21 protein-coding genes, 1 tRNA gene and 2 pseudogenes are annotated in these 24,007 nt (G+C 56.1%); 15 read left to right on the top strand and 9 right to left on the bottom strand.

Annotated features, from left to right (window positions below; translation table 11 throughout):
• Window positions 1–10 precede the first annotated feature (10 nt).
• Together ACM6HV_RS21400 and ACM6HV_RS21395 are read right to left on the bottom strand one after the other, a co-directional pair.
• A pseudogene (locus tag ACM6HV_RS21400) lies at window positions 11–1,100 on the bottom strand (aminotransferase class I/II-fold pyridoxal phosphate-dependent enzyme).
• A 171-nt stretch (window positions 1,101–1,271) separates the two neighbouring features.
• Window positions 1,272–1,759 (bottom strand): annotated as a pseudogene (locus tag ACM6HV_RS21395) (DMT family transporter).
• A gap of 77 nt (window positions 1,760–1,836) precedes the next feature.
• On the opposite strand from ACM6HV_RS21395, the gene ACM6HV_RS21390 reads away from it, so the two are divergent.
• From ACM6HV_RS21390 to ACM6HV_RS21355, 8 genes are all read left to right on the top strand, one after another.
• Window positions 1,837–2,748 (top strand): LysR family transcriptional regulator, encoded by a 912-nt coding sequence (locus tag ACM6HV_RS21390; RefSeq protein ID WP_414905236.1) that lies wholly within the window; start codon window positions 1,837–1,839, stop codon window positions 2,746–2,748.
• Between the two features lie 22 nt (window positions 2,749–2,770).
• Window positions 2,771–3,505 (top strand): hypothetical protein, encoded by a 735-nt coding sequence (locus ACM6HV_RS21385; protein WP_414905235.1) that lies wholly within the window; start codon window positions 2,771–2,773, stop codon window positions 3,503–3,505.
• Window positions 3,506–3,542: 37 nt separating this feature from the next.
• On the top strand, window positions 3,543–4,259 hold the full coding sequence (locus ACM6HV_RS21380; RefSeq protein WP_414905234.1) for a hypothetical protein: 717 nt from the start codon (window positions 3,543–3,545) through the stop codon (window positions 4,257–4,259).
• Between the two features lie 3 nt (window positions 4,260–4,262).
• Entirely contained in the window at window positions 4,263–4,679 is a 417-nt protein-coding gene (gene fos / locus ACM6HV_RS21375) for a fosfomycin resistance glutathione transferase (protein WP_414905233.1), read from the top strand.
• 60 nt (window positions 4,680–4,739) lie between these two features.
• Entirely contained in the window at window positions 4,740–5,378 is a 639-nt protein-coding gene (locus tag ACM6HV_RS21370) for a LysE family translocator (RefSeq protein WP_414905232.1), read from the top strand.
• A gap of 77 nt (window positions 5,379–5,455) precedes the next feature.
• A complete protein-coding gene (locus tag ACM6HV_RS21365) occupies window positions 5,456–6,805 on the top strand; it encodes a GGDEF domain-containing protein (RefSeq protein WP_145593365.1) in 1,350 nt (449 codons plus the stop codon).
• A 118-nt stretch (window positions 6,806–6,923) separates the two neighbouring features.
• On the top strand, window positions 6,924–7,082 hold the full coding sequence (locus tag ACM6HV_RS21360) for a KGG domain-containing protein (protein ID WP_080963245.1): 159 nt from the start codon (window positions 6,924–6,926) through the stop codon (window positions 7,080–7,082).
• Between the two features lie 75 nt (window positions 7,083–7,157).
• Window positions 7,158–7,661, top strand: a complete 504-nt coding sequence (locus ACM6HV_RS21355) for a DUF4142 domain-containing protein (protein WP_047292232.1) — start codon at window positions 7,158–7,160, stop codon at window positions 7,659–7,661.
• Between the two features lie 97 nt (window positions 7,662–7,758).
• Here the strand turns inward: ACM6HV_RS21355 and ACM6HV_RS21350 are convergent, their stop codons facing one another.
• Window positions 7,759–8,169, bottom strand: coding sequence for a low affinity iron permease family protein (locus ACM6HV_RS21350; protein WP_027614440.1), 411 nt, complete (start codon window positions 8,167–8,169; stop codon window positions 7,759–7,761).
• A 187-nt stretch (window positions 8,170–8,356) separates the two neighbouring features.
• Here ACM6HV_RS21350 and tam point away from each other — a divergent pair, with 187 nt between their 5' ends.
• Window positions 8,357–9,127 (top strand): trans-aconitate 2-methyltransferase, encoded by a 771-nt coding sequence (tam, locus tag ACM6HV_RS21345; RefSeq protein WP_414905231.1) that lies wholly within the window; start codon window positions 8,357–8,359, stop codon window positions 9,125–9,127.
• A gap of 128 nt (window positions 9,128–9,255) precedes the next feature.
• Here the strand turns inward: tam and ACM6HV_RS21340 are convergent, their stop codons facing one another.
• From ACM6HV_RS21340 to ACM6HV_RS21320, 5 genes are all read right to left on the bottom strand, one after another.
• Entirely contained in the window at window positions 9,256–9,984 is a 729-nt protein-coding gene (locus ACM6HV_RS21340) for a class I SAM-dependent methyltransferase (protein ID WP_414905230.1), read from the bottom strand.
• Window positions 9,985–10,442: 458 nt separating this feature from the next.
• Window positions 10,443–10,516 (bottom strand) — tRNA-Gly (locus ACM6HV_RS21335).
• A 159-nt stretch (window positions 10,517–10,675) separates the two neighbouring features.
• Window positions 10,676–11,560 (bottom strand): alpha/beta fold hydrolase, encoded by an 885-nt coding sequence (locus ACM6HV_RS21330; protein ID WP_145593360.1) that lies wholly within the window; start codon window positions 11,558–11,560, stop codon window positions 10,676–10,678.
• A 316-nt stretch (window positions 11,561–11,876) separates the two neighbouring features.
• Window positions 11,877–12,569: a pseudouridine synthase gene (locus ACM6HV_RS21325; RefSeq protein WP_414905229.1), complete on the bottom strand. Its 693-nt coding sequence runs from the start codon at window positions 12,567–12,569 to the stop codon at window positions 11,877–11,879.
• A gap of 33 nt (window positions 12,570–12,602) precedes the next feature.
• Complete coding sequence (locus ACM6HV_RS21320; RefSeq protein WP_041070414.1) at window positions 12,603–12,833, bottom strand: cysteine-rich CWC family protein; 231 nt, start codon at window positions 12,831–12,833, stop codon at window positions 12,603–12,605.
• A gap of 372 nt (window positions 12,834–13,205) precedes the next feature.
• On the opposite strand from ACM6HV_RS21320, the gene ACM6HV_RS21315 reads away from it, so the two are divergent.
• The 5 genes from ACM6HV_RS21315 (at window position 13,206) to ACM6HV_RS21295 (ending at window position 21,878) form a co-directional block, all read left to right on the top strand.
• On the top strand, window positions 13,206–13,469 hold the full coding sequence (locus tag ACM6HV_RS21315; RefSeq protein ID WP_041070412.1) for a hypothetical protein: 264 nt from the start codon (window positions 13,206–13,208) through the stop codon (window positions 13,467–13,469).
• A gap of 179 nt (window positions 13,470–13,648) precedes the next feature.
• On the top strand, window positions 13,649–14,047 hold the full coding sequence (locus ACM6HV_RS21310; protein ID WP_007963255.1) for a hypothetical protein: 399 nt from the start codon (window positions 13,649–13,651) through the stop codon (window positions 14,045–14,047).
• A 203-nt stretch (window positions 14,048–14,250) separates the two neighbouring features.
• On the top strand, window positions 14,251–15,459 hold the full coding sequence (locus ACM6HV_RS21305; RefSeq protein ID WP_414905228.1) for a glycosyltransferase family 4 protein: 1,209 nt from the start codon (window positions 14,251–14,253) through the stop codon (window positions 15,457–15,459).
• A 36-nt stretch (window positions 15,460–15,495) separates the two neighbouring features.
• The gene (locus tag ACM6HV_RS21300) at window positions 15,496–16,356 is read left to right on the top strand and encodes a hypothetical protein (RefSeq protein WP_414905227.1); all 861 of its coding nucleotides are present in this window, start codon (window positions 15,496–15,498) and stop codon (window positions 16,354–16,356) included.
• 2 nt (window positions 16,357–16,358) lie between these two features.
• The gene (locus ACM6HV_RS21295; RefSeq protein WP_414905226.1) at window positions 16,359–21,878 is read left to right on the top strand and encodes a calcium-binding protein; all 5,520 of its coding nucleotides are present in this window, start codon (window positions 16,359–16,361) and stop codon (window positions 21,876–21,878) included.
• Window positions 21,879–21,946: 68 nt separating this feature from the next.
• On the opposite strand, the gene ACM6HV_RS21290 is transcribed toward ACM6HV_RS21295, so the two are convergent.
• On the bottom strand, window positions 21,947–23,059 hold the full coding sequence (locus tag ACM6HV_RS21290; protein WP_414905225.1) for an enoyl-CoA hydratase/isomerase family protein: 1,113 nt from the start codon (window positions 23,057–23,059) through the stop codon (window positions 21,947–21,949).
• A 132-nt stretch (window positions 23,060–23,191) separates the two neighbouring features.
• On the opposite strand from ACM6HV_RS21290, the gene ung reads away from it, so the two are divergent.
• On the top strand, window positions 23,192–23,884 hold the full coding sequence (gene ung, locus ACM6HV_RS21285) for a uracil-DNA glycosylase (RefSeq protein ID WP_097086750.1): 693 nt from the start codon (window positions 23,192–23,194) through the stop codon (window positions 23,882–23,884).
• Window positions 23,885–24,007: the final 123 nt, after the last annotated feature.

Genomic DNA, 24,007 nt, shown 5'->3' with positions numbered 1-24,007 from the left:
CGTCCTTGGCTCAGATGTCGAAATCGACGCGGTGTGTGTGCAACAATTTGCTGACTACATCGCAGAAACGTCGGATCAGCGACGGCTCCATATCAGCACGCAAGGTTACCCGAATGGCCGCTTTACCTTGGGCAACTACCGGGAAAAATACTGCGCTGGTGAAAAAGCCTTGCTCGGCCAGCTCGCTGGCGATGCGATTGGCCAGATCCGCCTGGCCGCAGTCGATCAAGCGGATTGCCATCGCGCTGTGGCATTGCTCAGTACTGATCAAACTGTCGAAGAGGCGGATATTAGCCTGGAGGCGGGCCTGTAGAGCGGCGAATTCGGCGGTGCAATGTAGACGAATCGACGCTCGGCCGGCGCCGATTGCCGCACAGTTGAGACTTTGTGACCAATTGCTCGGGCCGCCATAACGCTGGATGATTTTTTTCTGGCGCTGGTTGCCAAGCATCACCAGTCCACCACTGGCGCCAAATGACTTGGCCAGCGACGCGACGATCACACAGTCATCTTCCAGCGCCATCGCCAATATAGGTCACACGACCATATTGCTGACAGATCTTTTCTAGAAAATTCATATCGTTGTGTGGACAGGTCATCACACGGGCTTCGTCGGCGCAGGCAGCTTTCAAGTGATTCATCGAGTAATGCGCGTGACGGTCAAAGACCATCACTGGCGGGCGATTCTCGGTCAATACACCGCTGGCCAGCAGCGGCAAGATCCCCGCACTTGCAGCGCTGCAGGACAGGGTCGTCAGGCACACTGCATCGAACAACTGCGAAAGCTCGGTTTCGTATTTTTCGAGAATCCCCAGCTTGCAGCGATTTTTTGAGTTGGCGACGCGCAGAGTGCCGGTTTCCTGCAGTGCGGCGATTGCACCTTGGAGCAGGGCTGGGTGGTGATCAAGGCCAAGGTAGGACGTGGTACTGAAGTGTTGTAATTCCCGTCCGTATTGATCGAGCAGGTGGTTGGAACCCATGACCTCGACATTGAGCCCGGCGACTTTTCCGAGCTCGGCGTTTTCCCAGTCCTGGTTTGCCAGGGCGATGACTTTTCGATAGTTGGAATAAAGGTTTGGTGCTTGCTGTATATGGTTCATCAGGGCATCCCTTGAGCGTAGCAATCCGTGAGTCGTTGCAATTTGTGTGTATTGCCAGACTTTACGGAACACGACTTCGGGCCTGAATCAGACACTTCCCGCAATACTGAGCGGAATTGGATATTTGCTTGTAGGGCGATGTTCTGATGGGGTGTCGGGCGCCTCCGAATCCTACCCGGCAGGTGCCAGATTCCTGCTCGTCGCCCCACCAAACTGAATCAACACCACCCCGCCAATCAGCAGCAACGCGCCCAACACCCGCGATGCCGTCAGCTGTTTCTCCACCAGCCCAAACAACCCGAAGTGATCCAGCACCATCGACGCAATTACCTGCCCGGCCAACGCCAGCGCCACAAACCCCGACGCGCCGAGCTTCGGCAGCAACATCACCGCCAGCGCCACAAAGCACACGCCGAACGCACCGCCAGCCCACCCCACAACGGCGCCTTGCTGATAAAACCCAGCGACGGCAGCGGCAGGCGCAACGCCAGAATCACCGGCAACAACACCAACACACTGACCAGCAACGAGGCCAGGGTTGCCCACAGCGGATGGCCGAGGCTCCGCGCCAGATTGCTGTTGATCGCACTTTGAAACGGCACCACCGCCCCGGCAAACGCGGCCAGCAGCAACAGGCCGGCCCACTGCAACGTACTCATGATCACACTCCAACAGGTTTTGCTGGACTGTAGAGTATTCGTCGAGCAGATTTAAATTCCGTTTTGTCATCCAGAACATGCACAAGATGAATGATCTGCGCCGTATCGATCTCAACCTGCTGGTGATCCTCGATGCCTTGCTCAGCGAGCAACACGTCACCCGCGCCGCCGAGCGGCTACACCTGAGTCAACCGGCGGTCAGCCATGCGCTGGCGCGTCTGCGCGACGTGCTGGGCGATCCGCTGCTGGTGCGCGCCGGTTCGACGCTGGTGCCCACGGCGCGGGCGCTGGAACTGGTCGCGCCACTGGCCGAAGCACTGGCCCAGGTGCAATCGCTGCTGGCGCCGAACACGTTCGATCCGGCCACCGCGCGGCGGACCTTTCGCGTGGCGATGTCCGACTACGGCGCGGCCATCATCCTGCCTGGACTGATCCGCACCTTGCGCCGCGAGGCACCGGGCATCGACCTGCAGATCAGCCACGCCAGCCGCGAAGGCATGCTCGACGGTGTGCTCAACGGCGACATCGACGTGGCCGCCGGGGTGTTCCCGGAAATGCCCAACGAATTGCGCAGCAGCGTGCTGTTCGAAGAACGTTACGTCTGCCTGCTGGATCGCCGACGCTTGCCGGCCGACGGCGTACTGGATTTGCCAACCTATCTGTCGCGCCCGCACGTCTTGCTGGAAATGCGCGGCAGCGGCACCCCGGAAATCGAACGGGCCCTGACCGCATTGCGCGAACGCCGCCGCGTCGCCATCAGCCTGCCGCACTGGAGCGTCGCGCCGCAGTTGATCAGCGGCACGGATCTGATTCTCACCGTGTCGTCACGCAGCGTGCGCGAGATTGATCAGCAGGAATTGATTGTGCTGCCGCCACCGTTCGAGATCGCGCCGTTCACGTTTGTGCTGGCGTGGCATAAGCGCCGGGGTGGGGATCAGGCGTTGAACTGGTTGAATCGCCGGATTGAGGAGGGGATAGTGCGCGGCTGAAAACGTTATCAAGGAGTGGGGTGTGACAGTGAAGTCTGGATGGATCGGCTGGGTGGCCCTGAGTGGGTGGTTGATGGCGGGGCAGGTGTGGGCTGGTTGCGTGCCAACACCGATGGCAGGAGATCTGGATCTTTCTGTCTGCAAGGAGTGGCCTGCATATCCAGGATTAACCATCAACGCCACTGCACAGTTTAAGCGCGGATCCCCATCTGATGACCCTGAGGCGCTGAGTACCTACGATTTCGACTTGTCCGTTCTGGACACCGCTCAATCGAAGCCCATTGCGACTTATTACAAAGCGGCTGCATTTGTATTGGATGGCGTCAGTTTGCGAGAAATAACGCTCGATACGGCTCGCTACATACTGACTACCGATCTTCGTGCCTTTGGCGTACGTGCGTTATCCACTAACGGATCCCGGATCAATCCGATGGAAGAAAACCTGCTTTCGCTCTACGTGAAAGAGGGCGAAAAATTGCGCCCGGTATTGGATAAATTAGTGGTTTATCGGTATGGCGGCGAGTGGGATGGTGACTGCGAAGGCGAGCGATATGAGATTTCAAGAACAGTAGAAATCGCTAAAACGAGCTCTCACGGCTATGCAGATCTGATTGTCAAAACCTTGGAGAAAGACACAACAAGTGTGGGGACGGGAGACGCATGTAAAACTGAAACCACTGACAACAAACCCGTTTTGACAACATTGCACTACGACGGAAAATCCTACGTTTTGCCAAACGGTTTCCAAGGCCTGTAACCCGCCAGCCATACACAACAGCTATCAAGGAAGAACCATGCTCAACCCCACCAGACTCCTGCTCGCCCTCGGTTTGCTGGCCATCACCACCCAGGCCCACGCCGCCTGCACCACCAAGAGTTTCGACGGCAAATCCATGTCGCGTTGCAACGTATGGCCGGCATTTCCGAGTCAGGCGATTTCGGTCAAATCCACCTACCTCGCCGACTCCGGTGGCGACGATGCCGGGGCGTTCGATCTGGAGCTGGCGCTCCTCAACGCGAGCAACGCCAAACCCATCGCCACTTACCATAAACCGGGCGCGTACAACTCCGATGCCGTGCGTCTGGAGGATGTACGCATCGATACGGCGCGCTACCGTTTGACCCCGGATGTCCGGGCTTTTGGGTTGCGAGCGAAATTCGCGCACAGTTCCCAAGCCATGCCCTACGAGAAAACCGATCTGGCGCTGTATGTGCGTGAGGGCGACGAGTTACGTCCGGTGCTTGAAGGCCTGGTGGTCTTCAAGAACAACGGTGAGTTCGTGAATGATTGCGAGGGCTACAGCAAAAAAATCCGTCGGACGCTCGAAATCGCTCCAACGAGCCACAATGGTTTCGCCGATCTGATCGTCACCACCAGCGGCAGCAAAATGAAAAACACCCGGTCCGGCAGTCAGTGCGTTTCGACAAACACCGAGTTGAAGAGAAAGCAGATCACCCTGACGTACGATGGCCAGCAGTACAACGTCCCTGAAGACCTCAGAGGTTACTGACCCATGCTCACCGGCTTCAACCACCTGACCCTCGCTGTCAACGATTTGCCCCGCAGCCTGACGTTCTATCGCGATGTGCTGGGCCTGCGCGTCGAAGCCACGTGGGACACCGGTGCCTATCTGTCGCTGCCGGGGTTGTGGGTGTGTCTGTCGCTGGACGCACAGCGCAGCAGCGAGCCGTCCGTCGACTACACCCATTACGCATTCAGTCTGGCCGAGGCGAATTTTTCGTTGTTCGTGCAAGCGCTAAAAGCGGCGAACGTGCGAGAGTGGCGTGACAACCGCAGCGAAGGTGCTTCGTTCTACTTCCTTGATCCTGATGGCCACAAGCTCGAAGCGCACGTCGGCGATCTGGCCTCGCGACTGGCAGCCTGTCGCTTGAAACCGTACTCGGGGATGCGTTTTTACGACGAGTCATGATCAGGCGTCGCAGGCTGATATAGACTGGCCATCATTTGTACTGGCGACAGCAGGTTTTTCATGACTCCATCGCTGTTAATGGCCGTTCTGGCCTCTGGTTTCATCTACGGCATCACACCCGGGCCGGGCGTTCTGGCGGTGTTCGGCATCGGCGCGGCACATGGCCGTCGGGCCGGGGCGGGGTTTCTTTGCGGGCATTTGCTTGGTGATGTGGTCTGGTGCAGTACCGCGCTGATCGCCATCGTCGGCGCCCGGGAAATCGGCAGCACGGCCTTTGACGTGCTCGGCGTACTCAGCGGCGTGTACCTGTTCTGGCTTGGCTGGCGCGCAGTGCGCGCCCAGCGGCGCAGCGATGATCAGCCGCAGGGCGCTGCGCGTCAGCCGTTCTGGCACGGAATCCTGTTTGGTTTGACCAATCCCAAGGCCTACCCGGTGGCGGTGGCGACGTTTACCGCGTTGCTGTCGAGTCGTGCCGAACTGCTCAACTGGTCGATGCTGCCGACACTGATCGCCCTGAGCTTTCTTGGCGGTTTGCTGGCCTACGCTATTCTGATCGGCGTGGTTGGCGCCCGCCGCGTACGTACGCTGTATCAGCGCCACGAGCTGATGATCACGCGTTTATGTGGCGTGATGTTCATCGGTTTTGCCATCAATGCACTGGTGCACGCACTACCGGGATTGCTGCCGAACAAGGCTTGAAATTGTGTGCAGGGATGCTTGATCAAGGGCAAGGATGGTTGAACAGTGCTGCATTGTCCGGACACCCACGCTGAACCATGGAAAGCCGAAACTCCGCGCCGTTGGCGAGTTATATGGACCTGTTGCTGGATGCCGTCTGCGCGGTGGACAGGCAGGGCCGTTTCGTTTTTGTCAGTGCCGCCTGCGAGCGCATTTTCGGTTATACGCCTGACGAGTTGATCGGCCGGCCGATGATCGAACTGGTGCATCCGGCCGACCGCCAGCGCACGTTGGCAGCGGCCAGTGACATCATGGGCGGTGAACCGAAACACAACTTTGAAAACCGCTACGTGCGCAAGGACGGGCGCATCGCGAACATACTGTGGTCGGCGCGCTGGTCGGAGGTCGATCAGCTGCGCATCGCCGTGGCCCGCGACATCACCGAGCGCAAGCAGGCGGAATCGCGTCAGGCTGCGCTGTATGCGATCTCCGAAGCGGCGCATGTCGCCGAAGACTTGCTGGCGCTGTTCAAACGTATTCACCTGATCATCGGCGAATGGCTGCCGGCGCTGAATTTTTCCGTGGCGCTGTACGACGAGCACTGTGCGCAGCTGAATTTCCCCTATCACGTTGATGATCACGAATTGCAGCCCGAGCAACCGGGTACCGTCACCGGGCGTTTGTGTGCGCAAGTCATCCGCAGCGGTCAGCCGATTCTGCTGACGCCCGACAGCCCCGACGCCTCATCCGATTTCGCGGCGCTGGTGGCGGGGCAGGATTCACCGTGCTGGCTCGGTGTGCCGCTGAATTCGAAAAACGGCACCATCGGTGCGTTGATCGTCAAAAGCCTGCCCGGCGGCGAACGTTACACCGAACAGGACAAGGAACTGCTGCAATACGTCTGCGCCCAGGTCGCCACCGCCATCGAGCGCCAGCAACTGTACGCGCGGCTCAAGCGCATGGCGCAGTACGATCAATTGACCCAGTTGCCCAATCGCGGATTACTCAAAGACCGTCTCAAGGCTGCACTGGCCGGCGCCCGGGACGCGTCGGGAAACATGGCGTTGCTGTACGTCGATCTGGATCGCTTCAAACAGGTCAACGACACCTTCGGCCACGCGGTCGGCGACATGCTGTTGCAAACCGTGGCGAGTCGGCTCAAGGGCTGCGTACGCGATACCGATACCGTGGCGCGCATTGGTGGCGACGAATTCGTGGTGCTGCTGCACAGTATCCACGCCGCTGAAGACGCCGACAGCGTGGCCGAAAAAATCCGCCAGGTGCTTGTGCAGCCCATGCGGCTGGACGGTCACAACCTGCACATCGAGCCAAGCATTGGCGTGGCTCGTTATCCCGAACATGGCAGCGAGGAGCAGCAACTGTTCCGGCATGCCGACCAGGCGATGTACACCGCCAAACGCCTCAATCATCGGCTGGTTGATATCTGAACCGGTGCGCGCCGTTCGTCGCGGCGCGGGCAATTTTTCTAAACCTTTGGCAGCCCGGCAATTCTCAATCTAGGCGGGCACCTGCTCGCCAACGATCAACACCAAGAGGAAGAGAATCATGCCTAATTCAAGAAACTCCAACTCGGGAAACTTCGCCAACGATCGAACGAAGGCCTCTGAAGCCGGTCGCAAAGGTGGGAAAACCACCACCACGACAGTCGACAAAGAGCCTGCGAAAGCCGAAATGGGCCGCAAGCCAGCTCAGAAGTCGAAGTAGTCGGCGAGGTTGTTTTGATTGAGAGGCGGGGGCGCAAGCCCCCGCTTGAATTTGCAGAGATAGGAGGGCGCGACCATGAGCCGGATGGCCACGCAGATACGTCATTTAAGTGTTGCCACCCTGTTGGGTTTGTTCGCTGGCACGGCATTCGCCCAGTCGCCTGCCGACTTCATCAACGATGCGTCTGCCAAAGGCATGGCCGACATCGAAGCCAGCCGTCTGGCGCACCAGAAATCCGAATCCAAAGAGGTCAAGGATTACACCATCGTGGTGATCAATGACCGCACCACGGCAAACCAGCATCTGGCGAAGATCGCCAAGAAACTCGATTTGCCGGTCGCGCCCCGTGAAGAAATCGCCGACAAGGCCAAGAGCATGATCCCGCAGGTCAAGGACGGTGAAACCTTCGACCAGGCCTACGCCGCCAGCCAAGTGAAAGCGACCGAAGAGGCCATCCAGCAGATCCAGCAGGAAGCGCAGTCGACCGATGTGCCGGAAATCAAGGCGTTTGCCGACGAAACACTGCCAAAACTGCAAAGCCATCTGCAAATGGCCCGGGCGCTGCAAGCCAGCCGCTGACACCAACTGCCAATCAAAAGATCGCAGCCTGCGGCAGCTCCTACATAGAACGTTGGAACTGCCGCAGGCTGCGATCTTTTGCTTTGTTCAACTTTACTTAGCAGTCATTCAAATCCTGCTTCGGCTTGCTCTTCTCCCCCAGCCCTTCAAGATCGAATACTTCGCTTTCCCCCAGGCTGCGGTAATGCTTGCGCAACGCCTCCAGTTGTTTGAGATCCAGCGATTCCAACCCGAGCATCGCGTTCTGCGCCTCCTTGTTCACCCGCAATAACTCATCAAGCTTCAGATGCAGGATGTCGGTATCACGGTTCTGCGTGTTCTGGATCAGGAACACCATCAGAAAGGTGATGATCGTGGTCGAGGTGTTGATGATCAGTTGCCAGGTGTCATTGAAATCAAAAATCGGCCCACTCAACCCCCACAGAAAAATCAGGATCAACGCGCCCATGAAGGTTTTCGGGCTGCCGGCCCAAAGGGCCAGGGTCTGGGAGATTTTGGCGAATTTCATTGCGGTGTTCCTTATTGGGAGTGCATGAAATTCAGACATCCGGGATGTGATGAAAATTCTACTTACAATTGAAACCTGCCAATCATTGCGAGCAACCAGACACTCTTGGCAATAAGCCTCTCTGGAACTGCTCGCAGCGCTGCCTGTATGGTGACGAACCGCTGGAATGTCCCGACAGGAGAACGCAATGAGTTGGTCCGCCAGACAATACGTCGCTTTTGAAGATGAACGCACCCGCCCGGCCCGTGATCTGCTGGCGGCGATTCCCACGGTTCAGGCGCGATCGGTGGTCGATATCGGTTGCGGCCCGGGTAACTCCACCGAGCTGCTGGTGCAGCGTTTTGCGCAGGCGCAGGTCCGGGGACTGGACAGCTCGGCGGACATGATTGACGCGGCGCGCAAGCGCTTGCCTGACGTGCAGTTCGAAGTCACGGAAATCGATAGCTGGGCGGATCAAGGGCCGTTCGATGTGATCTTCGCCAATGCCGTGCTGCAATGGGTGCCGGATCACGCGACGTTGCTGCCGGCGTTGGCGGGTAAGCTGTCGGACGGAGGCAGTCTGGCGATCCAGATGCCGGACAACCTCAACGAGCCTTCCCATCGGCTGATGCGCGAAGTCGCCGCCAATGGCCCATGGGCCGCCAGACTGGCTGGCGCCGCCGGGCAACGCACCGACATGGCAAGTGCCAGCGAATACTTCTCGATGTTGCGTCCGCACTGTTCGCGGGTAGATGTGTGGCGCACCACCTATCACCATCAGTTGTCAGGCGGAGCGGCGGGTGTGGTGGAGTGGTTCAAGGGCAGTGGTTTGATTCCGTTCTTGAACCCGCTGACTGAAGAGGAGCGGGCGCAATACCTGCAGCAGTATCTGGCGGCGGTGGCCAAGGCTTATCCGGCGTTGCCGGATGGCTCGGTACTGTTGCCATTTCCGCGGTTGTTTATCGTCGCGACTCGCTGAAGCCAGCCTTCAGCCACCTGTAGTGAGGGGATTTATCCCCGATGGACTGCGCAGCAGGCCCTTTAAGCGGGTGCTGCGCACCTATCGGGGATAAATCCCCTCGCCACATATTGTTTGTTCAGATCAGATCAGCGCTGCACCGCCACCAGCATCATCATCGGTCGCTCCCGCTCTTCAGCCAGCGCCGGTTGCGCGGCCACCTCTGCATCGCTCGGCCCCCATTCGTTGACATGACGGATGGCAAAACCTGCCGCGATCAACGAATTCAACAGCGTGCCCATCGTGCGGTGCTGCTTGATCACCCCGTCCGCCAGCCAGTGGGTCACCCGCTCGCCTTCCATCTGATAACTGTCCAGGGGCCAGCGCTTGTGGCCATCGCCGTCGACCAGCCAGCCCGGATTGCGTGGGGCCATGAAGATCGGATGTTCGATGGAAAACACAAAATGCGAACCCGGTTTCAGTGCTGCGTACAAATGAGCGAACAGCCCGGACAGATCCTTGATGTAGTGCAGTGCCAGCGAACTGTAGGCCAGATCGAAACGGCAGACCGGCAGGTCGAGATGCTCAAGGTCGGCGCGCTCATAGCGGATGTTTGTCGCCGTAGTGGTTTCGCACGCGCGCTCGAGCATTTTTTCCGAGACATCCAGCCCCAGCACCTGAGCGGCGCCGTGCTCACTGGCCCAGCGGCTGAACCAGCCATAGCCGCAGCCGAGGTCGACCACATTCAAGTCGTGCATCGATGGCAGCAACGCCATGAGCGCCGGCCATTCCGGCGCGGCACCGAGACCGCCAATGGAGCGGTTCATCTGGCTGTAGCTGTGGAAAAATTCGGGGTCGTCGTAGATGTTTTGCGTCATGGGGGAAGTGCTCTTTTGAGTTCGGTCATCAGCGGCGCAGGGGCCGCGCCATGGAGTCCCTCGAAAGTGAGAACGCGTATTCGTCGATGGCCGCGCAGGGGGAGGGGGGTGGGTGATGGGGAAATGCGAGCGGGTCGTGGGGACGGTGAGAACCGTCGGTGTATGCTTCTCGGGGATATGGTAGTCAATCTTGTCGACACCAGCCTTGTAGAGGCGTCCAGAATTATCCTTCACGAGCAGATCGACATGCAGGTCTTTGCCAAGCTCTAGCTTAAGCGTTAGTAACGATCAAAGCGTAAAGAGGGCTGGTGCATCTGCAATAAACGGTGCGTTGCATAATGGTTCGGTGCCGACCAAGTAGCCGCCTCAAATCCCGGGCACAAAAAAACCGGCCTTGTAGGCCGGTTTTTTCTGTTCCTGCATCCCCCGTCATAACCACGACGTGAGATCTGATTGAGTGGAGCGGGTAGAGGGAATCGAACCCTCAACTAAAGCTTGGGAAGCTTTCGTTTTGCCACTAAACTATACCCGCTCAGAGCGGCTGACTTTGTACCAGAGTCGGGCGCGAATTTGAAGTTTTTCTTTTCCTCGCAGCGCGTTACAGCATTGAAAACGGTCATTCGCGGGCAAATCTGCAGGGCAACCAATGCTGGTTTTTCAGCCCCACAGACTCGCTCGCGACGACGCTTTTTCAAATGGCCAGTGCATGGTGATCCTGAACGAACGCGTAACGCGTTCGGCTCGACTGCGGTGACGGTTTCAGGAAACCAAGCAGGGCGTTCTGGCTATCGCGGCACGCAGCCTTGTGCTCCATGTCGAGGAAGTGCCCAGTAGCCTGCAGCGTGGTGAAGGTGCTGTGCGCCACGTGGTTACCGAATATCCGGGCGTCTTCGGCGGCGGTGTATTCATCCCATTCGCCGTTGAGGAACAGCACCGGCACGTTGATCTTCTTCGCCGCATTCAAATAGCACTGGCGATCGCTGTGCAACACATCGTTGATGTGAAAGTGCATCTGCCCGTATTCGTGCTCGGCCAGGCTGCTGACGTGACGATAGTTGAAGCGCTTGAACAGTGACGGCAGGTGTTTGCCAATCGTGTTGTTGACCAGGTGCCCGACCCGATCGCCATCGCGCTGGCCTAGATAGTCGACACCCCGCTCCAGGTAATCAAGCATGTGTGCGTTGATCACTGGCGAGAACGAGCTGATCACAGCTTTTTCAATGCGCCGGGGCTGGTGGGCCAAGGCGACCAGAGTCGCCGCGCCGCCCCAGGAAAACGACAGCACATGTTCGGCGCTGAAGTGATCGATCAGCTCCAGCAGGATCTGTCCTTCGACTTCCTTGGTCAGATGTTTCTCGTGACGGTTGTGGATTTTCGACCTGCCCGCGTAGGGCTGGTCATAGCAAACCACGTTGAATTGCGGGTGCAGATTTTTCACGGTTTGAGCAAACGACGCAGTCGTGGCCATCGAGCCGTTGACCAGGATGATGGTCTTTTCTGCGGCGTCTGCGCGATAGAACTCCGTGTAAACCCGATACTGACCCTGTATATCCAGCACAGCGATTTCTGGCCTCATGTCATAAGACTCCTGGCAAGCAAGCGGGTATGCGCGCAAATAGAGATTGCACGAGCTTTGTGACAGGTAGGCATACGCCTGGAATTTGCTTGGCCCATGTCGATCCATGACTGCGGTCGACGGGTGTTGTTATTGGCGGGCAGTCTGCCGGCTGAGGCGCAACCCGGAGGGCTGACGACCGGCAAAAAGTTTCTTGGATGTATGTTGTGACTAATCGGTCACAATTTGGCCGACGTCCTGATTCAAGCAGTGGGATGGGGATCGCGCAAGTGCCGTTGGTAAATTGTTCGACAACTTCTGCTGAGCGGTCGCCGGCTTAGAACAAATGAATCTCTTCGGTGCGCAAAGCGCGGTAATCGCCCGGTTTTAGCGCGTTATCCAGCGACAGCGGGCCCATGGATTCGCGGTGCAGGCGCAACACTTTGTTGTTGAAATGACCAAACATGCGTTTTACCTGATGGTAGCGACCCTCGACGATACTGAGGCGCGCCGCTCTCGGGCCCAGCACTTCGAGTTGCGCCGGTTGCGTGGTCAGGTTTTCGAAGGCGAAGTAGAGGCCCTCGGCAAACGTGATCGCGTATTGCGGCCCGATCTCCTGTTCGGTTTCGACGTAATAGACTTTTGGCAGTTTGGTCTGTGGCTGGGTCAGACGTCGTGACCAGCTGCCATCGTTGGTGATCAGCATCAGCCCGGTGGTGTTGAAGTCCAGGCGCCCGGCGATGTGCAGGTCGTCCTTGTCCGGTTCATGGATCAGATCGAGCACGGTCGGGTGCTGCGGATCGCGGGTGGCACTGACGCACCCCGGCGGCTTGTGCAGCATGAAGTAGCGTGCCGGTTTGCCGAGTTGCAGGACTTCTTCATCAACTTCGACGCGGCTGAACTCCAGCACTTCGCTGTGCGGGTCGCTGACGACTTTTCCGTCGATCCGCACGCGCTTTTCCACCAGCAACAGGCGAACCTGCTGACGGTTATAGCGGGGCAGGTTGCTGAGGAAGCGGTCGACACGCATGGTCAGTAATCGGCGGACAAAGGGGCGCGCATCTTACGTGATCGGCCGCGCCGCTGCTTGCAGCTGCGCTTCGACCTGAGCGCAGCGCGGGCACAGGCAGGATTTGTCGCGCAGCGCCGCTGGCAGCGCTTCGAGGACTGCAGGATCAATGCTCACGCCGTAGCACCAGCAGGCTCGGTCAGCGGTGCGCGGGTCGGCAAGGCTGCAATCGTTGCGTGCGCCGCAGGCCGGGCAGAGGTCGGGTTTAGTGTCGGAATCAGGCATAGGACGAGTGAGGCATTTCCACGCAGGTGCGATTACGGCCGGTTTGCTTGGCCCGTTACATCGCATGATCGGCCCGAGACAGCAGGGTATGCAAGGTGTCATGAGCATGTACGGTGGTGGCACCGATGTATTCCCGGACATTACGCAGGCTAACTGTGGGAGCGAGCCTGCTCGCGAAAGCGGTGGGTCAGCCAACGTAAATGTCGTCTGACACTCCTTCTTCGCGAGCAGGCTCGCTCCCACAGGTGGGCAGTGTGACTGGCGCCGCTGATCTGAAGCCTTTCCGCGCCCGGCACTTGCCCCGGACCTGACAGTCAAAACTGTGTCGGCTGCGCTGTCTTGCTGTGGCCGCTGGTCTTTCAGGAGGCCGTCATGAGTACTTCAAAACTGTTGCGCCGGGTGCTGCTGGGAGCGGTGCTCGGCTTGGGGCTGTCCGGGTGTTATTACTACGCCGGTCCTTACGATGCTTACCCTGCCACTTACTACTATCCCGGCTATTACTCACCGTATTACTACGGCGGTTATTACGGCCCGCGCTACTACGGTGGCGGGCACTATTACTACGGCGGTCACGGCTATCGCGGCGGTTATGGACGCGGTTACCACGGCGGCGGCTATCACGGTGGGCACCACTGATCGGCGGCTGAATGACAGCGTTTTCCAAATGAACAGGATTTCATCAATCACATGTTTCAACTTGTTACGAAAGCGCACCAGATTCGGAAAACGCTGTCAGATAATTCGTCAGTCACCGAATAACCGACTGATGCCTGCCAGCGTCGCTGGTGCGGCTACCCGCGGTCCAGGAGGCCGCCATGTATCGACGAATTCTTCTACTTGCTGCGATGATGTTTTCCGTTGCCGGTTGCGCTCCTTACTCCTACGCAGACAGTTACTACAGCTCGGAGGTCTACACGTCACCCGCTCCCGCGTACTACAACACTGGCGGCACGTATTACAGCGGTGGCAGCACGTATTACTCGGCACCGCGCTACTACCAGGCGGCCCCGCGTTACTACCAGCCAGCGCCACGTTACTACTCGGCGCCGCGCTACTACCAACCAGCGCCGCGCTACTACGAAAGCCGTCGCTGGCACGACAACGATCGCGGGCGCTGGGACGGGCACCGCGGCGGGGGTTGGGATCGGGACCGTGGTGGCCGTGATCATCACGGTAACCGCGGTGACCACGGCGGGCGAGGCGGTCGCTGGTGATTCACCGCAAACCAAAAAGCGGCGCATTGAGCGCCGCTTTTTTTGTGCCTGCTGAAAAGTGCATGGATAGCTACATCTCCTAGGAAGCTCTCGGAAGGTTCCTACAGTTTTATTTCTTAATGTTTGATAGCGTTTTATTAAAATCCATTGATGTTGGAAGAACTCAATTTTGCGGAGTTGTATAAACATGGAAGTCTTCACGTATGAATTTACTTGTTATTCATCAGAATTTCCCCGGTCAATTTCGTCACGTCGTATTGGAAGCGCTTCGCAGGCGGATAAAAGTACTTGCGATTGGGCGTGATACGGCACCGGGTGTCGTTGGTATAGAACTGCGTCAGTATCGGTCTTCAAGAATTGACTTCAATATTGGTCATCCATACTTGCGTGGTTATGAAGTGGCTGTGCGAGATGGACAACGTGTTTTCGAACTGCTGAAGAAGCTTAAGCGTGAGGGATATCGACCCGATATTATTCTTGCTCATCCAGGATGGGGTGAATCGCTATTCGTCAAAGACGTGTACTCGAATGTGCCCCTGATTAATTTCTGTGAATATTATTATCGTGCACAGGGAGCGGACTCTGGTTTTGATCGAGAATTTGCCGGTGCGTGGGATGCATCATCACGATTAAGAGTCTTGAACTCCATGCATCTTCTGAATATTGAACAGTGTGATGTTGGAATTGCGCCTACGCAGTGGCAGCGTAGTCTTTTTCCTCAAGCCTATCAGCCCAAAATTCGTGTCATTCATGAGGGAGTGATTCAAACACTGCATGCAGAAAAAGTTGAGGCAGTAACACTGCCCAATGGAGTGGTGATTAAAGCGTGTCAACCCATTGTGACGTACGTCGCCAGAAACCTCGAACCCTATCGTGGATTTCATGTATTCATGAGATCCATTCCCCATATTCAAGCCCAATGTCCAACCGCACAAATAGTCATCGTCGGCGGAGATGACGTCAGTTATGGACGCAGGCCTGTCGGTTTCAATAATTGGCGAGAGCGAATGTTGTCGGAGGTGGATTGCGATACTTCAAAAGTGCATTTTGCCGGGAGGCTGCCTTACCAGAAATATAGAGCGGTCCTGGAACTTTCAAAGGTGCATGTATACCTGACTTATCCGTTTGTTCTGTCTTGGTCGTTGTTGGAGGCTATGGCGTCTAACTGTGTGGTGATCGGCTCTGACACAGCCCCGGTCACTGAAGTTGTTGTCGATGGGGTTAATGGTTTTATTGTCGATTTTTTTGATAGTGAAGCTATAGCGGCCAAAGTATGTGAGGGGTTAAGGTCTTTCAAAGAACTCGATGACCTCAGAGGTGCGGCGAAGAGAACAGCAAGCCGGTTCTCTATAGATAATGGCTTGAAAGGTTACTTTCAGATTTTTGAAGATGCAGTGGCGGGTCGGTTTTAATTGGCGCGTTTCGTTATTTTGAAATGGAGATTTGAAATGTTCAAAGTTTCACGCAAGGATGCTTTGAAAAAAATCAAGGCCTTGGTGAAGTACGGTCTGATTCTGCTGATGTGTTATTGGGTTGTGGATTTTTATATCGAATGGGAGGAAGCAGCAGAGCGCAGGGCGATTTACCAAAAGGAACAAGGGGACTGCAGCAAAAAGCTCGCCGGTATGGAGCGGGTTCCTATCAAGGGCGGGAGTTTGCTCGATCGGACCCGGATACCGGGGTTCCACTTCGGATCGACATTGAAGAGTGACGGATCGTGCATTGCCGATATTCTTGAAGGTTCGTTTTGGTGGACGGGAACGGAACTTCGTACGGAGTATGAGATGAGCGGGATAAAACCGCCTGCCGGGTGGGGATACTTTCAGGTCGCGGCCATTCTTTCTACCCGGACGGGACGCACTGAGCCGCACAGGATGGGGTATCGACATACAGATTGGCCGGATGATCTGATTGTGGTACTGAAAAATTATCCAGGATTAGAACTTTGGCTTGATGCTCCTCCGCCTCATTTCAAGAATGACTTTTCCGTTATCAGATTTGTTATGCGTGATTGGCGTCGGCATGACGGAACACCTCGGACGATAAATTGCTATGGTTTGAATTATCCTGGCGACAAGATTCAGGCGGCTGGTTTGGGCAGATTAGACTTGCTGAAGTTTAATAAAGAACAATTGGAAAATCTGGATTTTGGAGAATTACAGACCTACTGCACAGTCGAGCTCTACAGTTTTGATTTTGCAGGTGGGATCGGACGTATCGGGCTGGACACAAGTTCGTTGCGAGGTGCACCTGATGCGATTAAATTTGTTAGTGACTATCTTTCACGCGCCATAATTACAGGGAGGTAACTATGAGTTATATTTTCAATGATCTAGAAAAATCAATGATTTTGCAGTTTGCAAATGCTTCCGAGGGGATGTGGTTTGACCAAAAAATTAAACAATATATAGCTTTCGCGGAAGAAGGGCGAAACTGCGCTTCCTTTTATCGGGTTTTATCCAAAATCATTGGCGAAAAAATTTCTGAGGATATTTTCTTCGAAAAAGATGTGGTTGATGTTTTGAAAAGCGCGAGGCTTTGGCTTGATGTGGCAATTGATGCCAATGGTGGGCAGGGTGCTTACTCTGCTTTGATTCGTGCCTATACCATGCGCCAAGGGGAGCTTAGATCTAGTAAAAGGTTTACTGATTCGGAAATGCAGAAGTCCTCTAATCAGGTCGCTGTAAATTTCATGAATACTCTGGCTAATGGATCAGTTGAGTATGATTTGGCTCCATGGACCGTACCTTCAATAAGCCAGATTGCCGCCATCGATGCGAGTGCTATTGGACGGGTTTTATTTGATGATATTGGCACGGACGATACCGCTACAAGCCGTAACGCAGGTTGGTCTGGAACCATCGGTTTCAGTCTGTTAGGTGGCAAACCCCCGTATGAAACCTGGAGACTGATTTCCGCAGGCGACCCCAGTTCAGAAATCAAAGGTAATCATGAACTGGCTAAAGTTAATAGACTCGATGATTTCAAGAATATTCTATTTGCCATTGACTCATACAGTGTCGGCCTTCGCGCGGCGGTCAATAACTTTGGCCTCAATGTGCTTGAGAGCGTGTTTTCCGTAGTGCCCGAGCAAATAAAAATTGCAATGGCCAGTGGAAACACCAACCCATTAATCCAGTATGTGGTGAAAGGCACGCCCATTTCTCCCATCGTTGATCTGATATTGCGATATGGCAAAAATGCATTTTTTGACATGTTCAGACGAACATACGACGGCGGCTCTGATACCACGCCTACGACCGATCAAACGTTCGCGGCCAACGCCTACGCATTTTTCTCAGGGTTTGCCCCGACGCAATCCCAAAGCATCGTTACCAAAACCATTGGCGAATATGGCAGCGCCACAGGATGGGCACGCCTCGCCATTCAGGACACGCCGCTTGGTATGGCTTTGCGCAATTCCCTGAAACAGCTCAGTGAAATAGTCATGGAGCGAGAGGACGGTTTCCCGGGTCGCGAACTGGAGCTTTATGACCCCGCAACTGGCAAAGGCTTTATTACCGAACAGTGGATTTCTGATCGCGCAGACATGTTGGCCCGGTTGATATCCAGAACCCATGGTTCGTTCGGAGAAAACACACTGCAGAAATTTTCTTTCACGGATATCGCATCGGGCAAACAGGCGCCCATGACCACTGGCGTATCCAACCCGCTGGTGATGTTCGGTGACGACGGAGGGCGATCTTTCGGTGGCGCGACAAATGCCGATCATCTGTATGGCGGTGCGGGCAATGACTCGATCAGTGGACTGGCAGGTAATGACGTTATCGAAGGTGCTCGCGGTAACGACTGGATAAGCGGTGGCGACGGCAATGACGCGTTATACGGGATGGCGGGTGATGATGTTTTGATCGGCGGCAAGGGTAACGATTCTCTGACCGGTGGCGAGGGTAATGACCGATACGCGTTTTACAGTGGTGATGGAATCGATGAAATTTTCGATGCAAATGCTGATGGGCAGTTATTGATAAATGACCGTCCGATTCCCGCCGTCAAACGCAGTGCTCTTCTGAGCAACACATGGTTCACGCAAGACCGATCCATAACGTTGACGTTCATTGAAGAACTCATGGAAAACACACTGAACATCCGCTACGGCCAGAGCGATCTGATCGTAATCAAGCACTACAGGCCGGGAATGCTGGGTATTCAGCTCCCGGACTTCGATGGCCACACCTTTTCAACACCCGATCTGGTTATCCAGGGTGACTGGAGAGCCGCCGATACGGACCCCAATGTTCCCGGTGATCAGCTTTCCTACGATGACTTGGGTAACGTTGTGCTGTTGCCAAATGTAAAACAGAGGAATAAGGCCGACGCACTTTACGGATCGCCCAAAGACGACGTCCTCCTTGGGCTTGGCGGCTCCGATCGACTGTTCGGACAAGCTGGAAACGATCGATTGTTTGGAGACAAACAGTCAACCCTGGAAAAAGCTCTGGCTGATGGTGTCGCCAAGGGGAAGGTCGGTCGTGGCGATTGGCTGGATGGTGGGCAGGGCGATGATCTGCTGGTGGGGACTGCCTCTGGAGACGTGCTGCTCGGTGGCAACGGTCGAGACACACTGGCTGGGGGGGCGGGTGATGACTTCTTGCACGGCGACGATACGACTGGGGTACTGGAGCAAAACTGGAAATATAAACGACATGAAGTCGTTCTTGCCCAAGGCGTCATCAGCTTGCGCACCACCTTCGACAAATCCTCCGTGACAGATGCATTGGAAGGAGGCAACGACGTTCTGTACGGCCAAGGCGGGAGAGATGTTCTCACGGGCGGTTGGGGCGAGGACGTGTTGGATGGCGGAACTGAAGATGATCAGCTGGGCGGCGACGGAGGCGATGACACCCTGACGGGTGGCAGTGGCAATGACACATTGTTCGGAGACAACCTTGATTGGGGTGGAGGACTCCAAAGCAAACACCATGGCAACGATCTGCTGGAGGGAGGCAGTGGCGACGACGCTCTCGCTGGCAACGGCGGTAGCGACGTCTTGTATGGCGGCCCCGGCAATGATGTCCTGAAGGGGGATGACGAGGTATTGGATGGTGTGGCGGGTGACGCTAGCCATTTCTTCGGACGTGACTTTCTGGACGGTGGTGCGGGCGATGACACCCTTTGGGGCGGCGGTGCTGATGATTTGCTGTTTGGTGGGGCAGGAAATGACGAGCTGGTTGGCGATTACTACGACCATCCGATTCGCCACCACGGTGATGATTTCCTTGATGGCGGTATGGGTGACGACACGCTTCAAGGATTGGGTGGCTCCGACACACTCATAGGCGGGCCGGGCGCTGATGCTCTGGATGGCGATCAGCCAAACCTGCCATCCGGCGGCACCAACGATGACTTCGTTCGAGGCGATGCCGGAAACGACACCCTTTGGGGGGGCTTGGGCGCCGACACGCTTTACGGCGGTGCTGACGATGACTTGATGTCTGGCGACTACGAGCAGACGCCTGAAGGCGAACAGGGTGCAGATTATCTGGACGGTGGTTCAGGCAATGACACGTTGCTGGGCGGCGGTGGAAACGACACGTTATTTGGCGGGGAGGGTGTGGACTACCTGCGCGGTGACTCAGGAAATAATGTGTTTGAGGGCGGAGCCGGTAACGACTACCTGGAAGCGGGGGACGGGGATGATATTTACTATTTCGGAGCCGGTGATGGGCTTGATGTAGTTGTAGACGCCGGTGGCAACAATGTCATGAAGTTTGGAGCCGGTTTTTTTGCGGATAATCTGAAAGTTGAAATTATCGATATTGAAATGGGTTTGGTATTGCGGCTGGCCAACGGAGTAGGTGACGCCGTTCTGATAAAAAATCACGAGACGTGGCGAGACTCAACTTTCAGTTTCAGTGATGGAGTGGTCTTGAGCTACCAGGATGTCATCAAGAAAATGCTTGCTCCGGTAGTTGTGATGGAACCGCCGGTAATGGAAGTGGTGGACAAGGCAGACATAGAAGAAACAGAAGACACGGGTGAAGACAGCGGTATCGCAAGCGTTCCCGTCCTGTCAGCCATTGATGTTTCGAGCGAAGGAAATGAGGCGGAATCGGGCAATGGCATTGAAGGGGTGGAAAAATTCCTTGGGGAAATTCAAGGAAGGCGTTCGAAAAACAGGCAAGCCACGGGTTTCACCCTCAATGATCAAGGTGTCTGGGTCAGAAATCAGATTGTCACGACTGATACGGGTTACATCACTTATACCGACTTGATTGATGAAAGCATCGAAAACGGATCCTTGTCTGACACCCCGCAGTGGATGAACGCTCCATCTGGCAGAGCTGTGTACAGCGACAGGCAGACGAGTTCTGCATCCCACTCCTATTTCAAAAATACAAAGGCTGAGGGGGCAGCAAACCCATCGAACCACAAACCTCAATATTATCGATCTGGTTCGGGTGGCGGGTTTTCGTTTAAAGCAGGAGACGTGCTGGTAGAGGATAGAAACAAGTCAGGGACTATCGAAGGTTGGCACATCTATCCTGCAGCAAGCTTCAACGCTGGCGAAACTGTTCGTAAAGAATTTCGCCGAGATGTAAAGACCGAAACCATCAAGCACAAGACTGTGCAAGGTGACGCCGGCGGCGGACGAGTGAACCTGGAAGTCGGAAATACCTTTCATGGCGGTAAGGGTGATGACCTGATAGTCACTTATGCGCTCACCCCAGTTGATTATGGTTCGGTAAATGACAGATTACCGGGGGCCATACTGTCGGCTGGAGCGGGCAACGATACGCTGCTCGGATCCGAGGGGGCCGATTATTTAATCAGCGGTTCAGGGATTGATTGGCTCTACGGTGAAAATGGTGCCGACACCTACACTGTCCAAGCGCACGCGGGCGCAACGACCATTATTGCGGATGTACTGAGTCCTGTTTTTCACCGCCCGGAAGTGGGTGTGACGGGGTGGAAAGACGAGTATGGGCTGATCGATCAAGATGTTGTCATTCTTCCAGACGGGGCAAGGCTGGACGAGCTGCAATTAAGTTGGGGGGCGGCGTCGATTGAAACAGTCAATATCGAATTGGCCCCCAATCCGTCACGTGACAACTATCGCTACCCACCTCGGGCGAAGATGCTCTATTCGACCCTCGATATTAAATGGGGGACTCAGCAGGTTCGTATCGTTTTACCCAATGCAGGGGACCTCCAGGGCTCCGGGATCGAAGTCATAAGGTTTGCCGACGGCACAAGCGTCAGCCTTAAGACTCTTCTGGAGTCTAGTCAACTGGGCCCAGCCCCGGATTCTTACCACAATGCCGTCGTCATTGATGATGCGACTACTGCCCAATCTCTTCGAGATGCTCAAACGCTGCCACTGGTGGGCGGTCACGGTAATGATTTGCTAACGGGTAGCTCTGGCGAGGATGTGCTGCTGGGTGGCCCAGGTAATGACACGTTGTCCGGCGGTGCGGGCGATGATGTATATAAATATGATGGTCTTGGCAGGGACGTGATTGATAACTCGGGCGGCGGTATTGATGGAATCGATTTTTCAGATGTTGACTTGAATATCGGGCAATTGAAATTCCACCGCGAAGGTGATGATCTGGTAATCGTTGTGAATTACGGTGTTTCACCGAAGGTGCGGGTTTCCAATCATTTTTCTGGAGGGGAAAGCGCCATCGGCTATATAAGAGTTAGAAGCGGAGGTAAGGCGACTCAGGACTATACTGCCACTGAAATTGCTGAACGTTTGCATCCTCTTCCTCCGTTAAGGGATGTGGAGGATATCCTGATCAAGAATAACGAGGAATCGTCAATCGCTATTGCGGAAATAGTAAAGTTTTACGAGTTGAATAGTTAGGTTCAATAAGGTCAGTTAAAGCTCGCCCGCGACAGGCGACAAGCGGGACTATCGCGGGCAGTTGCCAATTAATACTGCGACAGATCCGCCAACGGATGCCGACCTTCCCACACCTTGTGAAAATGCGCCTCGACCACCGCATCCGGCACATTGTTGATATCCGGCCAATGCCAGTGCGGTTTCTGATCCTTGTCGATCAATCGCGCCCGCACCCCTTCGCTGAACTCCGGATGCCGGCAGCAATTGAGGCTCAGGGTGTATTCCATCTGAAAGACTTCCGCCAGTGACAGGTAGCGGGCGCGGAGGATCTGTTCCCAGACCAGATGCGCGGTCAGCGGCGAGCCTTCGCTCAGGGTTTTCGCGGCGCGGGCGATCAGCGGGTCGTTGCTGTCGCGTTGCAGGCTGATGGCTTTCCAGGCGCAGGTGACGTCGCTGACGTCGAGCAGTTCGTCGATCTGCTGGCGGCGCGGCAACCACTGCGCCTCGGGCATCTGCCCGACGGCTTCCTGTTGCAGGGCCTTGAGCAGACTGTTGAGTTGCATATCAGTTTGCTCCTGCCAGTTGAGTTGCAGCAGGCCTTCGATCAGTTGCGGTTGCTGCTCTTCAAGCAGAAAGCGGTCGGCCAGATCCAGATCGATCGCATCACGCCCGTTCATGTGCGCACCGGTCAGACCGAGGAACAAGCCGAGCTTGCCCGGCAACCGGGAGAGAAACCAACTGGCCCCGACGTCCGGATACAGACCGATGGTGATCTCCGGCATCGCCAGGCGACTGCTCGGCGTGACGATCCGCGTGCTGGCGCCTTGCAGCAGGCCCATGCCGCCGCCGAGCACGTAACCGTGGCCCCAGCAGATCAGCGGTTTGGGGTAGGTGTGCAGGCTGTAGTCCAGGCGGTATTCGGCGGCGAAAAACTGCGCGGCCAATGGCGGTACTTCGCCGGGATGAGCGCGGCAGGCTTCCACCAGGCTGCGCACTTCGCCGCCGGCGCAGAATGCCTTGGCGCCGTTGCCGCGCAGCAGCACGCAGACGATTTGTGGATCCTTGGCCCAGGCGTTCAGTTTGTCGCTCAAGGCGTTGATCATCGGCAAGGACAGCGCGTTGAGCGACTTTTCAGCATCCAGGCTGGCGATCCCGAGGCGGGCGCCGTCGGTGCCGGTGAGTTCTTCGAAGTGCAGATTCATCGTGACCTCGATCGGGAATTTGAACGATCAGTATGATCGCTGTGTGGGAAAGTGCCGGATCTGTGTCAGATCAATTGACAAGCGTGGTCGGCTTTCCTAGGGTTCGCCCCATTGTTTTTGCCGGGTATGACCATGACTGCTGACGACCGTATCAAACTCGAACCGAGCTGGAAGGAGGCACTGCGTGCTGAATTCGACCAGCCTTACATGGCAGAGTTGCGCAATTTTCTGCAGCAGGAGCGGGCGGCCGGCAAGGAGATCTATCCGCCGGGGCCGCTGATTTTCAACGCGCTGAATTCGACGCCGCTGGATAAGGTCAAAGTGGTGATCCTCGGCCAGGACCCGTACCACGGCCCGGGCCAGGCCCATGGCTTGTGCTTCTCGGTGCAGCCGGGCGTGCCGGCGCCGCCATCGCTGGTCAACATCTACAAGGAGTTGAAGCGCGACCTGAACATCGACATCCCCAATCACGGTTACCTGCAGAGCTGGGCCGATCAGGGCGTGTTGATGCTCAACACCACCATGACCGTCGAGCGCGCCAATGCCAACGCGCACAAGGACAAAGGCTGGCAGTTCTTCACCGACCGGATCATTGAGGTGGTCAGCGAACGCCAGCCGCATCTGGTGTTCATGCTGTGGGGCGCGCATGCGCAGAGCAAACAGAAGCTGATTGATGCGACCAAGCACCTGGTGCTGACCTCGGTGCACCCGTCGCCGTTATCGGCGTATCGTGGCTTCCTGGGCTGTGGGCATTTCAGCCGGACCAACAAGTTTCTTGAGCAGAATGGTGAAGCGCCGATCGAGTGGCGGTTGCCGCCGATTTGACTGGCTGAGTAAATCTGTGGCGAGGGAGCTTGCTCCCGCTCGGCTGCGCAGCAGCCGCAAAACCTGTGATTTCGTTGGCCAGAAGTACCCGGTTCAAGGATCTCGGGTCTGCTGCGCAGCCCA

It is taken from the genome of Pseudomonas sp. IT-P260 (assembly GCF_949768395.1).
In the GTDB taxonomy this organism is placed as follows: domain Bacteria; phylum Pseudomonadota; class Gammaproteobacteria; order Pseudomonadales; family Pseudomonadaceae; genus Aquipseudomonas; species Aquipseudomonas parakoreensis.
Note: the sequence above shows the minus strand (reverse complement) of the source record. Positions and strands in the feature narration are given on the sequence as shown.